15 protein-coding genes are annotated in these 15,580 nt (G+C 71.2%); 6 read left to right on the top strand and 9 right to left on the bottom strand.

Annotation, left to right across the window (positions count from 1 at the left end; genetic code table 11):
* Positions 1 to 50: 50 nt before the first annotated feature.
* Complete coding sequence (locus tag AB0E94_RS40940) at positions 51 to 1,223, top strand: RNA-guided endonuclease TnpB family protein (RefSeq protein WP_360337802.1); 1,173 nt, start codon at positions 51 to 53, stop codon at positions 1,221 to 1,223.
* 59 nt (positions 1,224 to 1,282) lie between these two features.
* Here the strand turns inward: AB0E94_RS40940 and AB0E94_RS40935 are convergent, their stop codons facing one another.
* Positions 1,283 to 2,215: an alpha/beta hydrolase gene (locus AB0E94_RS40935; protein WP_360337799.1), complete on the bottom strand. Its 933-nt coding sequence runs from the start codon at positions 2,213 to 2,215 to the stop codon at positions 1,283 to 1,285.
* An 83-nt stretch (positions 2,216 to 2,298) separates the two neighbouring features.
* Positions 2,299 to 2,595 carry a metal-sensitive transcriptional regulator gene (locus AB0E94_RS40930; protein ID WP_106325209.1) on the bottom strand — a complete coding sequence of 99 codons (297 nt, stop codon included), beginning with the start codon at positions 2,593 to 2,595 and terminating at the stop codon, positions 2,299 to 2,301.
* A gap of 129 nt (positions 2,596 to 2,724) precedes the next feature.
* Between AB0E94_RS40930 and AB0E94_RS40925 the strand changes: the two genes are divergently transcribed.
* The 3 genes from AB0E94_RS40925 to AB0E94_RS40915 are packed head-to-tail and all read left to right on the top strand — an operon-like array spanning position 2,725 to position 6,083.
* On the top strand, positions 2,725 to 2,937 hold the full coding sequence (locus tag AB0E94_RS40925) for a heavy-metal-associated domain-containing protein (protein ID WP_360337795.1): 213 nt from the start codon (positions 2,725 to 2,727) through the stop codon (positions 2,935 to 2,937).
* Positions 2,938 to 2,977: 40 nt separating this feature from the next.
* Entirely contained in the window at positions 2,978 to 3,877 is a 900-nt protein-coding gene (locus AB0E94_RS40920) for a hypothetical protein (RefSeq protein ID WP_360337792.1), read from the top strand.
* Positions 3,870 to 6,083: a heavy metal translocating P-type ATPase gene (locus tag AB0E94_RS40915; RefSeq protein WP_360337789.1), complete on the top strand. Its 2,214-nt coding sequence runs from the start codon at positions 3,870 to 3,872 to the stop codon at positions 6,081 to 6,083. Before AB0E94_RS40920 ends, AB0E94_RS40915 begins: the two co-directional genes overlap by 8 nt.
* Before the next feature lie 126 nt (positions 6,084 to 6,209).
* Here AB0E94_RS40915 and AB0E94_RS40910 read toward each other — a convergent pair whose 3' ends face one another.
* Positions 6,210 to 8,549 (bottom strand): LuxR C-terminal-related transcriptional regulator, encoded by a 2,340-nt coding sequence (locus tag AB0E94_RS40910; RefSeq protein WP_360337786.1) that lies wholly within the window; start codon positions 8,547 to 8,549, stop codon positions 6,210 to 6,212.
* 127 nt (positions 8,550 to 8,676) lie between these two features.
* On the opposite strand from AB0E94_RS40910, the gene AB0E94_RS40905 reads away from it, so the two are divergent.
* Entirely contained in the window at positions 8,677 to 9,138 is a 462-nt protein-coding gene (locus AB0E94_RS40905; RefSeq protein WP_360337783.1) for a sigma factor-like helix-turn-helix DNA-binding protein, read from the top strand.
* 31 nt (positions 9,139 to 9,169) lie between these two features.
* Here AB0E94_RS40905 and tuf read toward each other — a convergent pair whose 3' ends face one another.
* The 4 genes from tuf to AB0E94_RS40885 all read right to left on the bottom strand — a co-directional run bounded on the left by tuf (position 9,170) and on the right by AB0E94_RS40885 (position 12,787).
* Entirely contained in the window at positions 9,170 to 10,360 is a 1,191-nt protein-coding gene (gene tuf, locus AB0E94_RS40900) for an elongation factor Tu (RefSeq protein WP_360337780.1), read from the bottom strand.
* 219 nt (positions 10,361 to 10,579) lie between these two features.
* Positions 10,580 to 11,728, bottom strand: a complete 1,149-nt coding sequence (locus AB0E94_RS40895; RefSeq protein WP_360337777.1) for an alpha/beta hydrolase-fold protein — start codon at positions 11,726 to 11,728, stop codon at positions 10,580 to 10,582.
* Positions 11,729 to 11,760: 32 nt separating this feature from the next.
* Positions 11,761 to 12,348, bottom strand: a complete 588-nt coding sequence (locus AB0E94_RS40890; RefSeq protein ID WP_360337775.1) for a redoxin domain-containing protein — start codon at positions 12,346 to 12,348, stop codon at positions 11,761 to 11,763.
* A 91-nt stretch (positions 12,349 to 12,439) separates the two neighbouring features.
* On the bottom strand, positions 12,440 to 12,787 hold the full coding sequence (locus AB0E94_RS40885; protein ID WP_360337772.1) for a nuclear transport factor 2 family protein: 348 nt from the start codon (positions 12,785 to 12,787) through the stop codon (positions 12,440 to 12,442).
* A gap of 282 nt (positions 12,788 to 13,069) precedes the next feature.
* Between AB0E94_RS40885 and AB0E94_RS40880 the strand changes: the two genes are divergently transcribed.
* Positions 13,070 to 13,702, top strand: a complete 633-nt coding sequence (locus AB0E94_RS40880) for a DUF4360 domain-containing protein (protein ID WP_360337770.1) — start codon at positions 13,070 to 13,072, stop codon at positions 13,700 to 13,702.
* A gap of 3 nt (positions 13,703 to 13,705) precedes the next feature.
* On the opposite strand, the gene AB0E94_RS40875 is transcribed toward AB0E94_RS40880, so the two are convergent.
* Both AB0E94_RS40875 and AB0E94_RS40870 read right to left on the bottom strand, forming a co-directional pair.
* Complete coding sequence (locus tag AB0E94_RS40875) at positions 13,706 to 14,359, bottom strand: response regulator transcription factor (RefSeq protein WP_360337853.1); 654 nt, start codon at positions 14,357 to 14,359, stop codon at positions 13,706 to 13,708.
* Positions 14,360 to 14,493: 134 nt separating this feature from the next.
* A complete protein-coding gene (locus tag AB0E94_RS40870; RefSeq protein WP_360337767.1) occupies positions 14,494 to 15,342 on the bottom strand; it encodes a histidine kinase in 849 nt (282 codons plus the stop codon).
* Positions 15,343 to 15,580 lie beyond the last annotated feature (238 nt).

The raw sequence follows: 15,580 nt of genomic DNA, 5'->3' as shown, positions 1-15,580 counted from the left end.
GCAGCGACCCCGGCGGGCAGGCGCTCGTACGGGTGTTCTATCCTCTGTGGATGGTTGCGACGATGGAGCGGGGGTACCGGTACCGCTTCTATCCCACCCGCACCCAGGCTGAGCTGCTGACGAAGACGTTCGGGTGTGTGCGGCTGGTCTACAACCTGGGGTTGCAGGCCCGCCGTGACGCCTGGGAGCAGCGGCAGGAGACACTCGGCTACCCGGCGACGTCGGCCCTGTTGACCGGCTGGAAGAAGACGCCTGAGTTCGCGTTTTTGAACGAGGTGTCGTGTGTGCCGTTGCAGCAGACCTTGCGGCATCTCGACACCGCCTACAGCAAGTTTTTCAACGGTGAGGCGCGGTTTCCGCGGTTCAAGTCGCGGAAGCGGTCGCGGCGGTCGGCGGAGTTCACCAGCAGTGCTTTCACGTTTCGTGATGGTGAGTTGCGGCTGGCGAAGCTGATGGAGACACCGCTGGCGGTGGTGTGGTCGCGGCCGTTGCCCGACGGCGCGGTGCCGAAGACAGCGACGGTGTCGCAGGACCGGGCCGGCCGCTGGTTCGTGTCCCTGCGTATCGAAGCACCCGTCGCCACCGCCCCGCCCACCACGAAGATGGTCGGGATCGACGCCGGCATCAACCGGCTGCTGACCCTGTCCGACGGCGATCCGGTCGACAACCCCCGGCAGGAGCACCGGGAGCGTGCCGCCCTGGCGCGGGCGCAGCGGAGCCTGGCGCGCAAGGAGAAAGACTCCCGGAATCGGGAGAAGGCCCGGGTGAGGGTGGCGCGGGTGCACGCCCGGGTTGCTGACCGGCGCAGGGATGTGTGGCATCAGGTGACGACTCGGCTCGTGCGCGAAAATCAAGTGCTCGTGATCGAGGACCTCGCCGTGAACAACATGCTCAAGAACCGGCGGCTGGCGCGGGCGATCAGCGACGCGTCCTGGCGCATGTTCCGCACCCTGCTCGAATACAAGGCGCGCGAGTACGGGCGGACGCTGATCGCGGTGCCACGCTGGTATCCGTCGACCCGGTTGTGTTCGGCGTGTGGGGTGCGGGCGGAAAAGATGAGCCTGTCGGTCCGGGAGTGGACCTGCACCGGCTGTGGGACGCAGCATGACCGGGACGTGAACGCGGCCCACAATATTTTGGCCGCCGGGCTGGCGGTCACGGCCTGTGGAGCTGACAGAGGACCTCAACGGGGAACCACCTCCCGGGCGGGCAGTCGGCGATGAAACAGGAAACACTCTGGGGCGACCCAGTGGAATCCCCGTCCCTTCATGGCAGGGAGATGTCAACCCCGCAACGTGTCCGGAGTGGGCACCTCGTCAAACCTGTTCGCCGCCCACCAGCTGACGATCCGGTCCACCACCGGGCCGGGGCGGCGGGCCCAGCCGATGTGGTCGTTGCTGGCCCCGGCGGGCACGTCGGTGTGCCGGTAGTGCCAGAGCGTCACCGCCTCCACGGCGAACAGGCGCGCCGCGAAACTGCGGACCGGCTTCTCCGGAGCTAGCCGGTCCCCTTCGAGGGCGACGACCAGCGCCGGGGTACGGATCGGCGCCGGCGACGGAACCGGCGAGGCGCCACCGGACCGAGCCGGAGCGCCACCAGGCCGGGCCGGAGTACCGCTGGACCGGGCCGGAGTACCGCTGGACCGGGCCGGAGTACCGCCGGACCGGGCCGGAGCGCCACCGGACCGGGCCGGGGACGGGAACGGGGTGCGGCCGGTCAGGGCCATCCGGGCCCACTCGCGCATCTGGGTGCGGGCGCCGGGGCCGCCGAAAGCGGGTTTCGGCAGGAACCCGCAGAGGGCGGTCAGCGCCGGGATGATCACGCCGGCCTGGATCAGGAGCGGCAGCCCGGCCAGCGGGTAGTCCCGGTGATGGGGCAGGGCGCCACCGACCGAGACCAGGCCGTCGGCGGGCGGGTGGTTGAGCTGGTGCCCGGCGGAGAGCTGCGCCCCGAGGCTGTGGCCGAGCAGGATCACCGGGCGGTCCGGGGACTCGGCGCGGGCGACGGCGACCGCCTCGGCGATGACCTCGATCTCGTCATGGTAGGACCAGTCGTGTCCACGGGAGGCGGCCGGCTGATCGGGCTCGAACCCGCGCCGCGGCAGCGCCCGGGCCGACCAGCCGCGGGCCTCGAACGCCTCGACGAGCGGCCGGTAGTACCGGGAGCCGATGCCCATCGCGGACGACACAAGGACGAGTGGGGCAGGCTGCGACATATCGATCCTCAGCTGTGATCACCGGCCGGTAGACAGCACTCTTCGGGCCGGAGAGGAGGCCCGCCAAGGGGATATGGCGCAGATCACCCGCGTTTCATGAGGCGGCCGACCGCGGCCATCAGCTCGGAGGCCATCTCGTCGGCGCGGCCCTCCTTGGCGCCCTCGTGCATGCAGTGCCGGGCATGGCCGTCCATCAGGCCGAGCGCCACCTTGTCGAGGGCGGCCTGGATCGCCGAGATCTGGGTGAGGATGTCGATGCAGTAGCGGTCCTCGTCGACCATCCGCTCGATGCCGCGCACCTGGCCCTCGATGCGGCGCAGCCGCGACTGCAGATTGTCCTTGGTCGCCGTGTATCCGCGGGTCGGGGCGGGGTTGGTCATGACGCCCATGCTACTACCGCCCGACGGGTACCCCTACCGGGTATGTGTATGGTGGGGGAAAGCGAACCAGCGTGGCGACCGGTGGCTCGATTCGGGCCACACGTCACCACGCGAACGGAGGGAGACGCCATGCAGACCACGACCTACCCCGTCACCGGCATGACCTGCGGGCACTGCGCGACCTCGGTCACCACCGAGGTCTCCGCCATCCCGGGCGTCAGCGACGTCACGGTCGACCTCGCGGGCGGCACGGTCACCTTCAGCTCGGCCGAGCCGGTCGACCGGGAGGCCGTCCGGGCCGCCGTGGACGAGGCGGGGTACGAGCTGGGTGACGCGTCGTGACAGCGCCCGGCGCTTCACCACTCGGCGAGGTGGATGCGTCATGAACACCACTGGCAGGCTCACGGCGTACGGCATCGGATTGGTCTTGATCTTCGGCGTGGCAGCCGGCGCGGGTCGCGTCATCGGCCCGGACCAGACGCCTGCGCCGGCGTCCGCACACGGCGAGGCCCACGCCGAGCCCGCCGCCGAGAGTGGCCGGCAGCGCGTGCCGGGTGGGTTGCAGATCGCGCAGGACGGCTTCCGGCTGAGCACGGTGACCACGCGGCTGTCGACCGGCGGCGCGCAGCCGTTCCGGTTCCAGGTGCTGGCGGCGGACGGGACGGCCGTCACCGAGTACACCGAGAACCACGAGAAGGACCTGCATCTGATCGTGGTCCGGCGGGACATGTCCGGATATCAGCATGTGCATCCGGTGCTCGGCGCGGACGGGACCTGGGAGGTTCCGCTGCGGGTGGAGACCCCCGGGCAGTATCGGGTGCTCGCCGATTTCCAGCCGGGCGGCGCCGCCTCGTCGCTGACGCTGGGGGTCGACGTGCCGGCGCCCGGCGACTATCAGCCGGTGGCGCTGCCGCAGCCGGCGGCCACTGCTTCGGTGGACGGGTACACGGTGATGCTCGACGGCGACCTGGCGAGTGGCGCTCTCGGGTTCTCGGTGAGCCGGGGCGGGCAGCCGGTCACCGACCTGGAGCCCTACCTCGGGGCCCGCGGGCATCTCGTGGTGCTGCGCGAGGGTGACCTCGCCTACCTGCACGTGCATCCGACCAGCGAGACCGCGCTGGCCTTCGCGGCCGAGGTCCCGTCGCCTGGGGCCTACCGTCTCTACCTGGACTTCCAGCACGCTGGAAAGGTGCGCACCGCCGAGTTCACTCTCACCACCGCCGGGGTCTCGCTGCCGGCTGCCCCGACCGGGCACGACGCCGATGGGCATACCCATGATTGACATCGCACCCCAGCGGATCGAGCTGGAGATCGGCGGCATGACCTGCGCGTCGTGCGCCTCGCGGATCGAGAAGAAGCTCAACCGCATGGACGGCGTGACGGCGACCGTCAACTACGCCACCGAGAAGGCGACGGCCACGGTCGGCGGCGGGGTGACCGCGGCCGACCTGATCGCGACCGTCGAGAAGACCGGCTACACCGCCAGGCTTCCGGACCGGACGCCGGAGCCGGAGGTCGTGGTGAGTGACCCGCTGCGGACCAGGCTCATCACGAGCGTCGTCCTCAGCGTCCCGGTCATCCTCCTCGCCATGGTGCCGGCCTGGCAGTTCACCTACTGGCAGTGGGCGTCGCTGGCCCTGGCCGCCCCGGTCGTCGTCTACGGTGGCTGGCCGTTCCACCGGGCCGCCGCGGTCAACCTGCGGCACGGCGCCGCCACCATGGACACCCTGGTCTCGCTCGGGACGATCGCGGCGTTCGGCTGGTCGCTGTGGGCGCTGTTCCTCGGCACCGCGGGCGTTCCGGGCATGACCCACCCGTTCACCCTGGAGATCAGCCGCACCGACGGGTCCGGCGCCATCTACCTGGAGGCGGCCGCCGGGGTGACGATGTTCCTCCTGGCCGGGCGCTACTTCGAGGCCCGGTCCAAGCGCCGCGCCGGTGACGCTCTGCGCGCGCTGCTGGAGCTCGGCGCCAAGGACGTGGCGGTCCTGCGTGACGGCCGGGAGCTGCGCGTCCCGGTCGACCAGCTGGCCGTCGGCGACCGGTTCACGGTCCGGCCGGGCGAGAAGATCGCCACCGACGGTGTCGTCGAGGAGGGCTCGTCGGCGGTCGACCGTTCGCTGCTGACCGGTGAGAGCGTCCCGGTCGAGGTCGGCCCGGGCGGCGACGTCACCGGCGGCACGGTCAACGCGGGCGGGCGGCTGGTGGTCCGTGCGACCCGGGTCGGCGCCGGCACGCAGCTGGCGCAGATGGCCCGCCTGGTCGAACAGGCGCAGACCGGCAAGGCCGAGGTGCAGCGCCTCGCCGACCGGATCTCCGGTGTGTTCGTGCCGATCGTGATCGCCCTCGCGATCGCCACCCTCGGCTGGTGGTGGGGCACCGGCGCCGGCTGGACCGCCGCGTTCACCGCCGCCGTCGCCGTGCTGATCATCGCCTGCCCGTGTGCGCTCGGCCTGGCTACCCCGACCGCGCTGCTGGTCGGGACCGGCCGGGGCGCCCAGCTCGGCATCCTGATCAAGGGGCCGGAGGCGCTCGAATCGACCCGTCGCGTGGACACCGTCGTCCTCGACAAGACCGGCACGGTGACCTCCGGCGCGATGACGCTGGTCGACGTCTTCCCGGCCGGTGACGACGAGTTGCTGCGGCTCACCGCGTCGCTGGAGGCCGCGTCGGAACACCCGATCGCCCAGGCGATCGCCGCAGCGGCCGGCGATCATCTCCCGGTTCGCGATTTCACCAGCTTCGAGGGCCTGGGCGTACGCGGAACCGTGTCCACCCGGGACGTCACGGCCGGGCGGGCCGCCCTCCTGGAACGTGAAGGCCTGACCGTCTCCCCCGAACTGACCGCGATCATCGAAACGCAGGAACAGGCCGGGCGGACCGTGGTCGTCGCCGGCTGGGACGGCGTGGCCAGGGGTGTCCTGTCGGTCGCCGACACGGTCAAGCCGACGAGCGCCGACGCCGTCGCCGGGTTGACGCGCCTCGGCCTGACCCCGGTCCTGCTGACCGGCGACAACGAGACCGTGGCCCGGGCCGTCGCCGCCGAGGTGGGCATCACCGAGGTGATCGCCGGGGTGCTGCCGGCCGGCAAGGTCGCCGAGGTGAAGCGTCTCCAGGGGCAGGGCCGGGTGGTCGCGATGGTCGGCGACGGGGTGAACGACGCCGCCGCCCTGGCCCAGGCCGACCTCGGACTGGCCATGGGCACCGGCGCCGACGTGGCGATCGAGGCGTCCGACCTGACCCTGGTCCGGGGTGACCTGACCGCCGCGGTCGACGCGATCCGGCTGTCCCGCCGGACGTTGCGGATCATCCGGAGCAACCTGTTCTGGGCGTTCGCCTACAACGTGGCGGCTCTTCCGCTGGCCGCGGCCGGCCTGCTCAACCCGATGATCGCCGGCGCTGCGATGGCCTTCTCCTCGGTCTTCGTGGTGGCCAACAGCCTCCGCCTGCGCCGTTTCCAGCCCGCCCGGACCGCCGGCCGTCGCTGAGCCCGGTATTCGCCCGGCGATGACCGCCGTCAGCGACGGCTCGCGGTCTTCGGACCCGCCGGCCGTCGCTGAGCCGGGTGATCGGTACGCGACAGGCGGCGTCAGCGACGGCTCGCGGTCCGGGTGTCAGTCCGGGGGTGGCTGTCGCTGGCCGGCCAGCCACCCGGCCACCTGCGTCCGTGAGGTGAACCCGAGCTTGCTCAGCAGGTTCTCCACGTGCCCTTCGGCGGTGCGCTGCGCCACCACCAGGCGGGTCGCGATGTCCCGGTTGCTCAGCCCTTCGGCGATCAGCGCGGCGACCTCGCGCTCCCGCCTGGTCAGCCGGAGCCCGGCGGCGACGTCGGTCTCCGGCGCCGGCGTCCGGGCCGGGGCTCGCCCCTCCACCGCCATCACGATCGCGTCGGCGGTGGAGAGCTCGGAGCCGCGCCGGGCGGCGGCCGAGAACGCGGGCGCGCCGAGCCGCGACCGCACCTGCTCCACCACTTCCTCGTGCCAGCTCTGCAGGACCCGGAACGGCGCCAGTGACGTGTGCATCTCCTGCCACATCCGCCGGGACACCCCGAGCAGCGTGGCGGCCCGCTGGTCCCGGTGCTGGTGGGCGGCGATCCAGGCCAGCGACTCGACACCGAGCCCGACGGCGAACTGTTCGCCGTCGACCGCCTTGCCGACCGCCAGGCACTCCTTGGCCGCCGCGGTGGCGCCGGCGTAGTCACCGTCGCGCCAGCGCAGCACGCTCAGCGCCCACAGGCCGAACGACTGCCACCACACCTCGCCGGTGGCCGCGCCCAGATCCTTCGCCGCGATCAGATCCGGGTAGCCGCTGGACGGCCGGCCGGCGAGGCCACGGCACAGCCCGAGGACGATGAGTGTCCACAGTTCGCCGTTGCGGATGTTCAGCTCACGGAACGCGGTGAGGGCCCGTTCCAGCAGCGGCAGCGCCTGCGCGTAGTCGCCGGGCCACAGTTTGAAGACGCCCTCGATCAGCGGCAGGTACGCCCGCTCGGGCGACTCCGGCAGTGTGGCGGCCAGTGCCACCGCGTCGGCGAGCAGCGGCCCGGCCCGCTCGGCGTCACCCTGGATGCCGGCGATCCACGCGGCCACCCGCAGGGCTTTCACCCGGGTCCAGTGCCGGGGCGCCGGCATCGCCAGGGCCCGGTCGAGCCAGTGCCGGCCCTCGGAGAAGTAGCCCCGGACGAACCAGTGGTTCTGCAGGTCGGCGGCGAACCGCAGGGCGGTCTCCGGCGGGCCCTGGGTGGTCGCGTGTTCCAGGGCCACCCTCAGGTTGGCGCGCTCGTGGCGCAGCCGTTCCATCACGGCGGTCTGCTGCGGGCCGACCCAGATCCGGTCGGCGTGCGCGGCCAGGTCGGCGAACCATCGGCAGTGCCGGCGGGCCATCTCGTCGTGCTCCCCGGCGGTGGCCAGCTCGGCCGCGCCGTACTCCCGGGTCACCTCGAGGATCTGGTAGCGGGCGGCGCCGTTCCCGGACCGGATCAGCACCGACTTCTCGACCAGGGAGCCGAGCACGTCGAGGACCGTCTCGACCGGCAGCCGGCCGTCGGCGCAGACCGCCTCGACCGCGTCCAGCTCGAAGCCGCCGGAGAAGACCGACACCCGGGACCAGAGGATGCGCTCGGGTTCGGAGCAGAGGTCCCAGCTCCAGTCGATCAGCGCACGCAGCGTCTGCTGTCGTGGCGGCGCGGTCCGGGCGCCGGTGGTGAGCAGCCGGTACCTGTCGGTCAGGCGGTCCAGGATCTGTTCCAGGGAGAGCACCCGGAGACGGGCCACGGCCAGTTCGATCGCCAGCGGCACACCTTCCAGGGCGCGGCACAGCCGTACGATCGTGGCGCAGTTGTCCTCGGTGACCCGGAAGTCCGGCAGGACCGCGGTGGCCCGATCCACGAAGAGTCCCGCCGACTCGTATTTTTGCAGGTCGCCGGGATTGCAGGCCTCGGTGGGTCCGGGCACCGACAGGGGCTGCACGGAGAGGACGGTCTCGCCGTCGACGCGCAGCGCCTCCCGGCTGGTGGCCAGCACCCGCAGGTCGGGGCAGGACCGCAGCAGCGTCTCGGCCAGCTGGGCGCAGGCGGCGACCAGGTGCTCGCAGTTGTCCAGGATCAGCAGCATCTGCCGGTCGGCCAGGAAACGGGCGAGCCCGGCCGGGTCCAGGCCGGTCATGTCCTCGTGCAGGCCCAGGGTCTCGCCGACGGTGACCGCGACCAGGTCCGGGTCGTGCAGCTCGGCCAGCCCGACGAACCAGATCCCGTCCGGGAAGGCGCGTCGCAGGTCGGCGCCGACCCGCTGGGCGAGCCGGGTCTTGCCGACTCCGCCGGGGCCGGTCAGCGTCACCAGCCGGCTGGTGGACAGCATGCGCCGGATCCCGGTGACCTCCTGCCGCCGGCCGACGAAGCTGGTCAGTTCGGCGGGGAGGTTTCCGGCCGTGCCGCGCGCGGACGTGGCGGTACCCATAGAGGCACGGTAGTGGGTCGGCGGGCCGGATCCGCGTAGTGATCCGGGTAGTTTCCCCGTGTTCAAGCCGGGCCCGGCCGAGCACCATGGGCGGCTGCATGCGTCCTCGATCGGAAAGGAGTCCGGCATGGGCCGCCACGCCGCCGCGCCGAACCGAGCGGCGGACGAGTTCGAGCGGATGGTCGCGCCGCACCTGCCGGCGTTGCACGCCTACGTGCTGCGCAACACCGGCGGTGACGAGACGATCACCGGCCGGGTCCTCGAGGAGACGCTGTTCCGGGCCGCGCGGGAGCCGCGGCGGAACCGTCTGGTCCGGCCGTGGCTGCTGCTGACCGCCCGCAACGTGCTCCGCGGCGACGCGGGCCGGCCCCCGGCGCCGCCCACCACGATCGTCGCGGCGATGCAGGAGCTCACCCCGGCGAACCGGGAGATCATCATGCAGACCTTCTACGGCGGCGCCTCCCTGGAGGACCTGGCGTCCGACCGGGGAGTGCCGATCGCCCGGATCAAGTCGGACCTGTTCTTCGCGATGCACGCCGTGCGGGCCGTGCTGGACCAGCAGGTGACGGACCGGCACGGGGTCCGCTGAACGGCGATCCCGTGCCGGTCGTGCTGTCGGGTCAGTCCAGCACGGCGGTGACCGTGCCGGCGGCGACCGTGCGGTTGCCCTCACGGACCGCGAAACCCATGCCCGCCTCCAGGGCGATCGGCTTGCCCAGGGTGACGGTCACCTCGTCCAGGGTGTCGCCCGGCATCACCAGGTCGAGCCCGCCCAGGTCCATCCCACCCGACACGTCGGTCGTGTGGAAGTAGAACTGGGGCCGGTAGTCGGCCGCGAACGGCGTGTGCCGGCCGCCCTCGGCGCTCGTCAGCGCGTACATCCGCGCCTTGAAGACCTGGTGGGGCCGCACGCTGGACGGCGCGGCAAGGACCTGGCCGCGCTGCACCTGCTCGCGCTTGACCCCGCGGAGCAGGACGGCGGCGTTGTCGCCGGCCTGCGCCGACTCGAGCACCTTGCCGAACGTCTCCAGCCCGGTCGCCACACTCGCGACGGTCGGGCCGAGGCCGACGACCTCGACCGGCTCGCCGGCGCGCAGCATGCCGCGCTCCACCTTGCCGGTGACGACGGTGCCCCGGCCGCTGATCGACAGCACGTTCTCGATCGGCATCAGGAACGGCTCGCCCAGCTCCCGCGGCGGGATCGGCACGTACGAGTCGACCGCGTCGAGGAGCTCGACCACCGACGCCACCCAGCGCGGGTCGCCGTCGAGGGCCTTGAGCGCGCTGACCCGCACCACCGGCACCTCGTCGCCGGGGAAACCGTAGGCCGACAGCAGCTCACGAACCTCCAGCTCGACCAGGTCGAGCAGCTCCGGGTCGTCGACGGCGTCGCTCTTGTTGAGCGCCACCACCAGGTACGGCACACCGACCCGCCGGGCCAGCAGCACGTGCTCCCGGGTCTGCGGCATCGACCCGTCCTGGGCCGACACGACCAGGATCGCGCCGTCCACCTGCGCCGCGCCGGTGATCATGTTCTTCACGTAGTCGGCGTGGCCGGGCATGTCGACGTGGGCGTAGTGACGGGACGCGGTCTCGTACTCGACGTGGGCGATCGTGATGGTGATGCCGCGCGCGGCCTCCTCCGGGGCCTTGTCGATCCCCTCGAACGCGACGTACCGGTTGGAGGCCGGGTCGCGGTCGGCGAGGACCTTGGTGATCGCGGCGGTCAGGGTCGTCTTGCCGTGGTCGACGTGACCCATCGTGCCGATGTTCAGGTGCGGCTTGTTTCGGACGAACTGGCTCTTGGCCATGGTGGATTTTCCTCACTGGATGCGAGGCAGTTGGGTGACGCGCGGGCCCGATGCCAGCCGGGTCGCGCCAGAACCACGCATGGAGCAGCGACCCCTTCCCTGGGTTCTGCTGCTGGCGGGAAGGGGTCAGATTCGCGAATCGGCACGCACGGGAGCCACCGCGAGGGGCAGCTGCAGACCGGGCGTGAACATGAACAGCACGGTAATCGCCGGTCTTTCCTATCGCGACCGAATTACCGCCAGCAGCCCGTCGGCGAAGGTGCGCCGCCAGTTCACGTAGTCGTGTGATCCGGCGTACTCGGTGTAGTGCAGGTCGTATCCGCGGGCCAGCAGCGCGTCGCGCATCCGCCGGTTGACGGCGACCTGGGTCAGCCCGTTCGGGTCGGGCCGGGTCTCGTCGGCGCCGACGTCCAGATAGAACCGCACGCCGGCCCGCGGCCGGGCGGCCACCTGCGCGGTGAGCCATTCCGGCTCGCCGTCCGGCCCCCACCAGAAGCTGCCGGACTGGCAGATCGCCGCGCCGAACAGCTCCGGCAGTTCGAGCGCCAGATAGGCGGCGGCGAGGCCACCGCGGGAGGCGCCGGCGACGATGTTGCGGCCTCCGGTGGCAGGCATTCCCCATCTGGTACGCGCGAACGGCGCCACTTCGGACCGGAGGAAGTCACGCAGCGCCGGGACAGCGCCGAGCTCGTCGTCGCGCGTCGCGTCCGGGAGGTGCACGAAGATCGCGAGGTGCGGCGGGATCCGCCCGGCGGCGACCAGGTTGTCGAGGGTCTCCGGCACCCGCAGCACCTCGCGCGAGTTGTAGCCGTCGAAGACGACGAGGGCGGGCAGCCCGCTCTCGGGGACACCGGCCGGCCGGTGCAGGACGATGTGCCGGTCCCCGCCGAACGCCGCGCTGTGGATGGTGTGGGTCTCCTGGTGACCGGGGGTGACGCCCGGGCGCCGGCCGGTCCACTGCTCGGGCGGGGCGTCCGGCAGCTCCAGCACCGACGCCCACACGTCCTCGTCGGTCGGGTCCAGCGGGTCGGCCGGGAAGTGCTGGTGTCGCGGGTTGCCCGGGTCGACGTGCGCGGCCCCGCCGCCGGACCGGTCACGGGGCATCGCGTCGCCGTCGCCGTGGGCCAGGTAGTAGACGGTCCGGGTGGCGGCCGGCATCACCTTGGACAGGTGCCAGATGTCGGTGCCGGGCAGGCGGGCCAGATCGTCCCAGACGCCCCAGCAGATCCGGGTCCGGGCGGCGTCGCCGCGCCACAGGAACGTGACCAGGACATGGTCGTCGTCCCACGGCTCGACCACCGGCGTGCCCCCGGCGGTGACCTCTTTCCAGAGACTCGGGTCGGCCGCGAGCCGATCGATGATTCCCACCTCGGCGAGCGTTTCAGCAGGCCCGGGACATGTCAAGACATCGATGGAGCCCCGAGGGCGCGAACCGCTTCGACGAGCCGGCCGGCCGGCATCGGATCGAGCCAGTTGGGCCGGACGTCGGCGAACCGGACCAGGCCGGCGCGGTCGGCGACCACGACCGACGCGAACGGCAGCACCGAGCGGCCGGTGCCGAGCGGTTTGTCGGCGCCAGGGCTGGAGAAGCCGATCCGCAGGGCGTCGATGAGCACGTGCCGCGGGTCGGAGGCGACGAGGAACGGCAGGTCGTCGCGGTGCTTGAGACCGGCGAGGCGGCCGGGGGCCTGCGGGCTGACCGCGACCAGGTGCGCGCCGAGATCGGTGAGGGCCGGCTCCAGCCCGGTGGCGTAGGACCGGAGCAGGTCCTCGCACCAGGGCGAGCCGGCGTAGCGGATGAACACCAGCACGAGGGGGCCGGTGTCGAGGAGCCGGTCGAGGTGGATCGGGCCGAGGTCGACCTCGTAGAGCGGCTGGGCCGGCAGCCGGTCGCCCACCGCCACCATCCGCTTCCAGATCGCGTTGCGGTCGAGCAGCCGCCGGAACGCCTCGTCGTCGACCCGTCGCAGGTCATGCACGGTCGTCATGATGTCTCCAGTCGTCAAGGACACGACCAGCATAACATATCAAACACATAGGAGATATGGGTGACGGGTCCCGCTTGAGACCCGTCACATCTCAGGCGACCGGCCGGCTCACGTCCCAGTGCTCGACGATCAGGCCGTCCTCGAACCGCCAGATGTCGACCACATCCTCGTTCGGCCCCTCGGCGGGAATCAGGGTGTAGTGCGCCACCACGAACTCGGCGTCCGCGATGACGTGCTGGATCTCGATCTCCGCGGTCGCGATCGGTGAGTTGACGATGAACTCGATCCAGGCGTCCCGTCCGGGCGGGGCGCCGACGGTGTGCGACACGAAATCCTCTCGGATGATCTCGCGGAGCACCTCGATCTCCCCGGCCGCGAACCGGCCGAACGCATCGAGGAACCGTCTCTTGTTCTCTTCAGCGGGGTCGATGTCAGTCATGCCCCAACCGTGGCATCGGCACGGTCCGCTGTCGAGGTTCCTAGCATTGATCCGATCGATCCGTGCCCGCTTTGCGAAAGTCTGCCCAGAAGGCCGGGCCGCGTGCGCCCGGATGGGCAATTTACCCCTTCCGGCCCCCACCGGCAGGCGTTTCCCTAGCGCTATCTCCTGCGCTGTCCAACCGGTGAATCGTACGTTTCTTCAAGCGCATGTCACGGGCGGGAGTCTGCCCACAGCGCGCATTTCCGTACCCATTTCCACAAAGCTTTCAGGAGGCACCCGATGCTGAACACGATCGCCGCCGGAACCATGCTGCTCTCCACGCTCGGCGCGCCCGCCGCCGGAATGCATACCGTCGCACCGCCCGACGAGATGACCATCTCAATCGTGTCCGCGAACGGGTCCGGCTGCCCCAAGGGCAGCGCCGTCGTCGAGGTGTCACCGGACAACAAGGCGTTCACCGTCTCGTACAGCAAATTCGTCGCCGAGGTCGGCCCGCAGTCCGGCCCGCTCGACTACCGCAAGCAGTGCCAGATCGCGCTGAACGTGGACATCCCGACCGGCTACACCTACGGGATCGCGCGCGCCGACTATCGCGGATACGCCCGTCTGGAGAAGGGTTCCTGGGCTTCCGAGACGGCGTACTACTACTTCCAGGGCATGTCCAAGACCGGCGTCAGCAAGTACAACTTCGACGGATTCATGGACGACACGTGGCAGGTCACCGACGAGGTCGAGGTGGAGGCGATCACATGGCTGCCGTGCGGCTCCTCGCGTTATCTGAACATCAATACCGAACTCAAGGTCAATCGCGGATCGTCCAACCCGGCCACCACCAGTTTCATCACCATGGATTCGTCCGATCTCAACCTGGACACGATCTACCGGGTTGCCTGGATGGAATGCCCGCACTGATCCTCAACGAGGACGGACCAGTCCGGCGTTGAAGGCGGCGATCACCAGTTGCGCACGATCGCGGGCCGGCAGTTTCGCGAGCAGATGCGTGATGTGCGTCTTCACCGTCTTCACCGAGATGACCAGGGCGGCAGCGATCTCGTCATTAGCGAGACCGTTTCCGATCAGCGCGAGAACCTCCACCTCGCGCGGGGTGAGCCGTCGCAGCGCCCCGGCCGGACGTTCCGGCCGGGGCGCGGCCACATAGTGAGCGACCAGCCGGGTCAGGATCGACGGCGCGAACAGCGACTCTCCACGGCACGTCCGCCGAACCGCGTCGACCAGGTCCTCCGGTTGCGCGTCCTTCAGCAGAAACCCGGACGCCCCGGCTTGTAGCGCTTCATACACATATTCGTCGAGCTCGAACATGCTCAGCACCAGCACCCGGGTCCCGGCCAGCGCCGGATCGGCACAGATCCGCCGGGTCGCCTCCAGCCCGTCCAGACCGGGCATCCGAACATCCATCAGCACCACATCCGGCCTGGTGGCCCGCGCCCGCAACACCGCCTCAGCGCCGTCCCCGGCCTGCCCGACAACTTCAAGATCAGGCTGATGTCCGATTACGACCGCGAGACTGCGCCGCAGCAGCGGCTGGTCGTCGACAAGCAGAACCCGCAGCGGTACGGCCACACCTCCCCCACCCGCAATCACCCCGCCCCCGGCTGCGCCGCTGCCGCTCTCCCCCACCCCGCCCGCCTTCCCTGCCTCAGCCCACTCGTGCCCGCTCGGTCGGCTCTCACCGGCTTCGGCGGTCATGGCGGGGGCTCGTCGGGGATGCGGGCCACCAGGTGGAAGCCGCCGTCGACGTGTTCGGTGGTGAGCGTGCCGGCCAGGCTGGTGACCCGCTCCCGGAGGCCGGCCAGGCCGTGGCCCGCTCCCGGAGTGGCCCGCCAGCCGACGCCCGGGCCACTGTCGGAGACACTGACCACGAGGTGCGGGCCGTCCCGGCGCACCCGCACCGCGACGTCGGCAGGGCCCGCGTGCCGGGCCGTGTTGGCGAGCCCTTCGCGGACCGTCCGGCAGACCGCCACCTGCACACCCGGCGAGACCTCGCCCAGTTCGCCGGTGGTCAACTCGACCCGTAGCCCCGCGGTCCGGGCGGCGCGGACGATCTCCGGCAGCGCTTCGAGACCCTCCAGTGGCGCCCGCGGGCCGGGCGAGCCCGGATCACGCAGAACGGTCAGCATCCGGCGCAGTTCGGCGGTCGTCTCCCGGCTGGCCGCCTCGATGTCGTCGAGCGCCGCCCGCATCTGGGCCGGCTCCGGCTCATAGCGCGTGGCCGCCACCCGAACCGTGATCAGCCCGAGCCCGTGCGACACCAGATCATGCAGGTCACGGGCAAGGTGCAGGCGCTCCGCGAGAACCGCTTCGGTGGCCGCCCACTCAGTGAGGCGGCGTTCGTACTCGGCCCGGTCGGCCCGCCACCGCCGAACCGCCCACGCCGTCGCGGCCGCCGCCCCACCACAGATCAGCACCGGGATCACCCGGGCCGCCGGCCCCTCGGCCCCGACCGTGCACATCGCCATGATCAGGACAGCGGCGACCACCAGGACGACCGGAACCGCACGGTTACGCCAGGCCGGCCGCTCGAACGCGCTCACCACTACGACTGTAATTCTCAGACCACGGTCGTAGACCCGGTGAGAGCCGCCCGAGGCGTCCCACGACGGGCCGGCTGAGCCCGGACCCCGACCGCGAGCCGTCGCTCAGGCGCCTTTCGGTGCCCCGATTCCCGCGCTGAGGTACGGCTGGCGGGCCCGGCCGTACGTCAGCGCGGTTTCGAAGGCGCGATTCCATCGCTCAGCGACGGCCGGCGGTCTGGCACTGGCGCAAGCCGGA

The organism is Actinoplanes sp. NPDC026670 (assembly GCF_040638175.1).
In the GTDB taxonomy this organism is placed as follows: Bacteria; Actinomycetota; Actinomycetes; order Mycobacteriales; family Micromonosporaceae; genus Actinoplanes.
The sequence above is the reverse complement of the archived record's forward strand: the minus strand, read 5'-3'. Positions and strand labels throughout refer to the sequence as shown.

Bases quoted from the DNA above. Each gene is read 5' to 3' on its own strand.
- AB0E94_RS40940 (WP_360337802.1), top strand. From the start codon at position 51: ATGGTTGCGACGATGGAGCGGGGGTACCGGTACCGCTTCTATCCCACC.
- AB0E94_RS40935 (WP_360337799.1), bottom strand. From the start codon at position 2,215: ATGTCGCAGCCTGCCCCACTCGTCCTTGTGTCGTCCGCGATGGGCATC.
- AB0E94_RS40930 (WP_106325209.1), bottom strand. From the start codon at position 2,595: ATGACCAACCCCGCCCCGACCCGCGGATACACGGCGACCAAGGACAAT.
- AB0E94_RS40925 (WP_360337795.1), top strand. From the start codon at position 2,725: ATGCAGACCACGACCTACCCCGTCACCGGCATGACCTGCGGGCACTGC.
- AB0E94_RS40920 (WP_360337792.1), top strand. From the start codon at position 2,978: ATGAACACCACTGGCAGGCTCACGGCGTACGGCATCGGATTGGTCTTG.
- AB0E94_RS40915 (WP_360337789.1), top strand. From the start codon at position 3,870: ATGATTGACATCGCACCCCAGCGGATCGAGCTGGAGATCGGCGGCATG.
- AB0E94_RS40910 (WP_360337786.1), bottom strand. From the start codon at position 8,549: ATGGGTACCGCCACGTCCGCGCGCGGCACGGCCGGAAACCTCCCCGCC.
- AB0E94_RS40905 (WP_360337783.1), top strand. From the start codon at position 8,677: ATGGGCCGCCACGCCGCCGCGCCGAACCGAGCGGCGGACGAGTTCGAG.
- tuf (WP_360337780.1), bottom strand. From the start codon at position 10,360: ATGGCCAAGAGCCAGTTCGTCCGAAACAAGCCGCACCTGAACATCGGC.
- AB0E94_RS40890 (WP_360337775.1), bottom strand. From the start codon at position 12,348: ATGACGACCGTGCATGACCTGCGACGGGTCGACGACGAGGCGTTCCGG.
- AB0E94_RS40885 (WP_360337772.1), bottom strand. From the start codon at position 12,787: ATGACTGACATCGACCCCGCTGAAGAGAACAAGAGACGGTTCCTCGAT.
- AB0E94_RS40880 (WP_360337770.1), top strand. From the start codon at position 13,070: ATGCTGAACACGATCGCCGCCGGAACCATGCTGCTCTCCACGCTCGGC.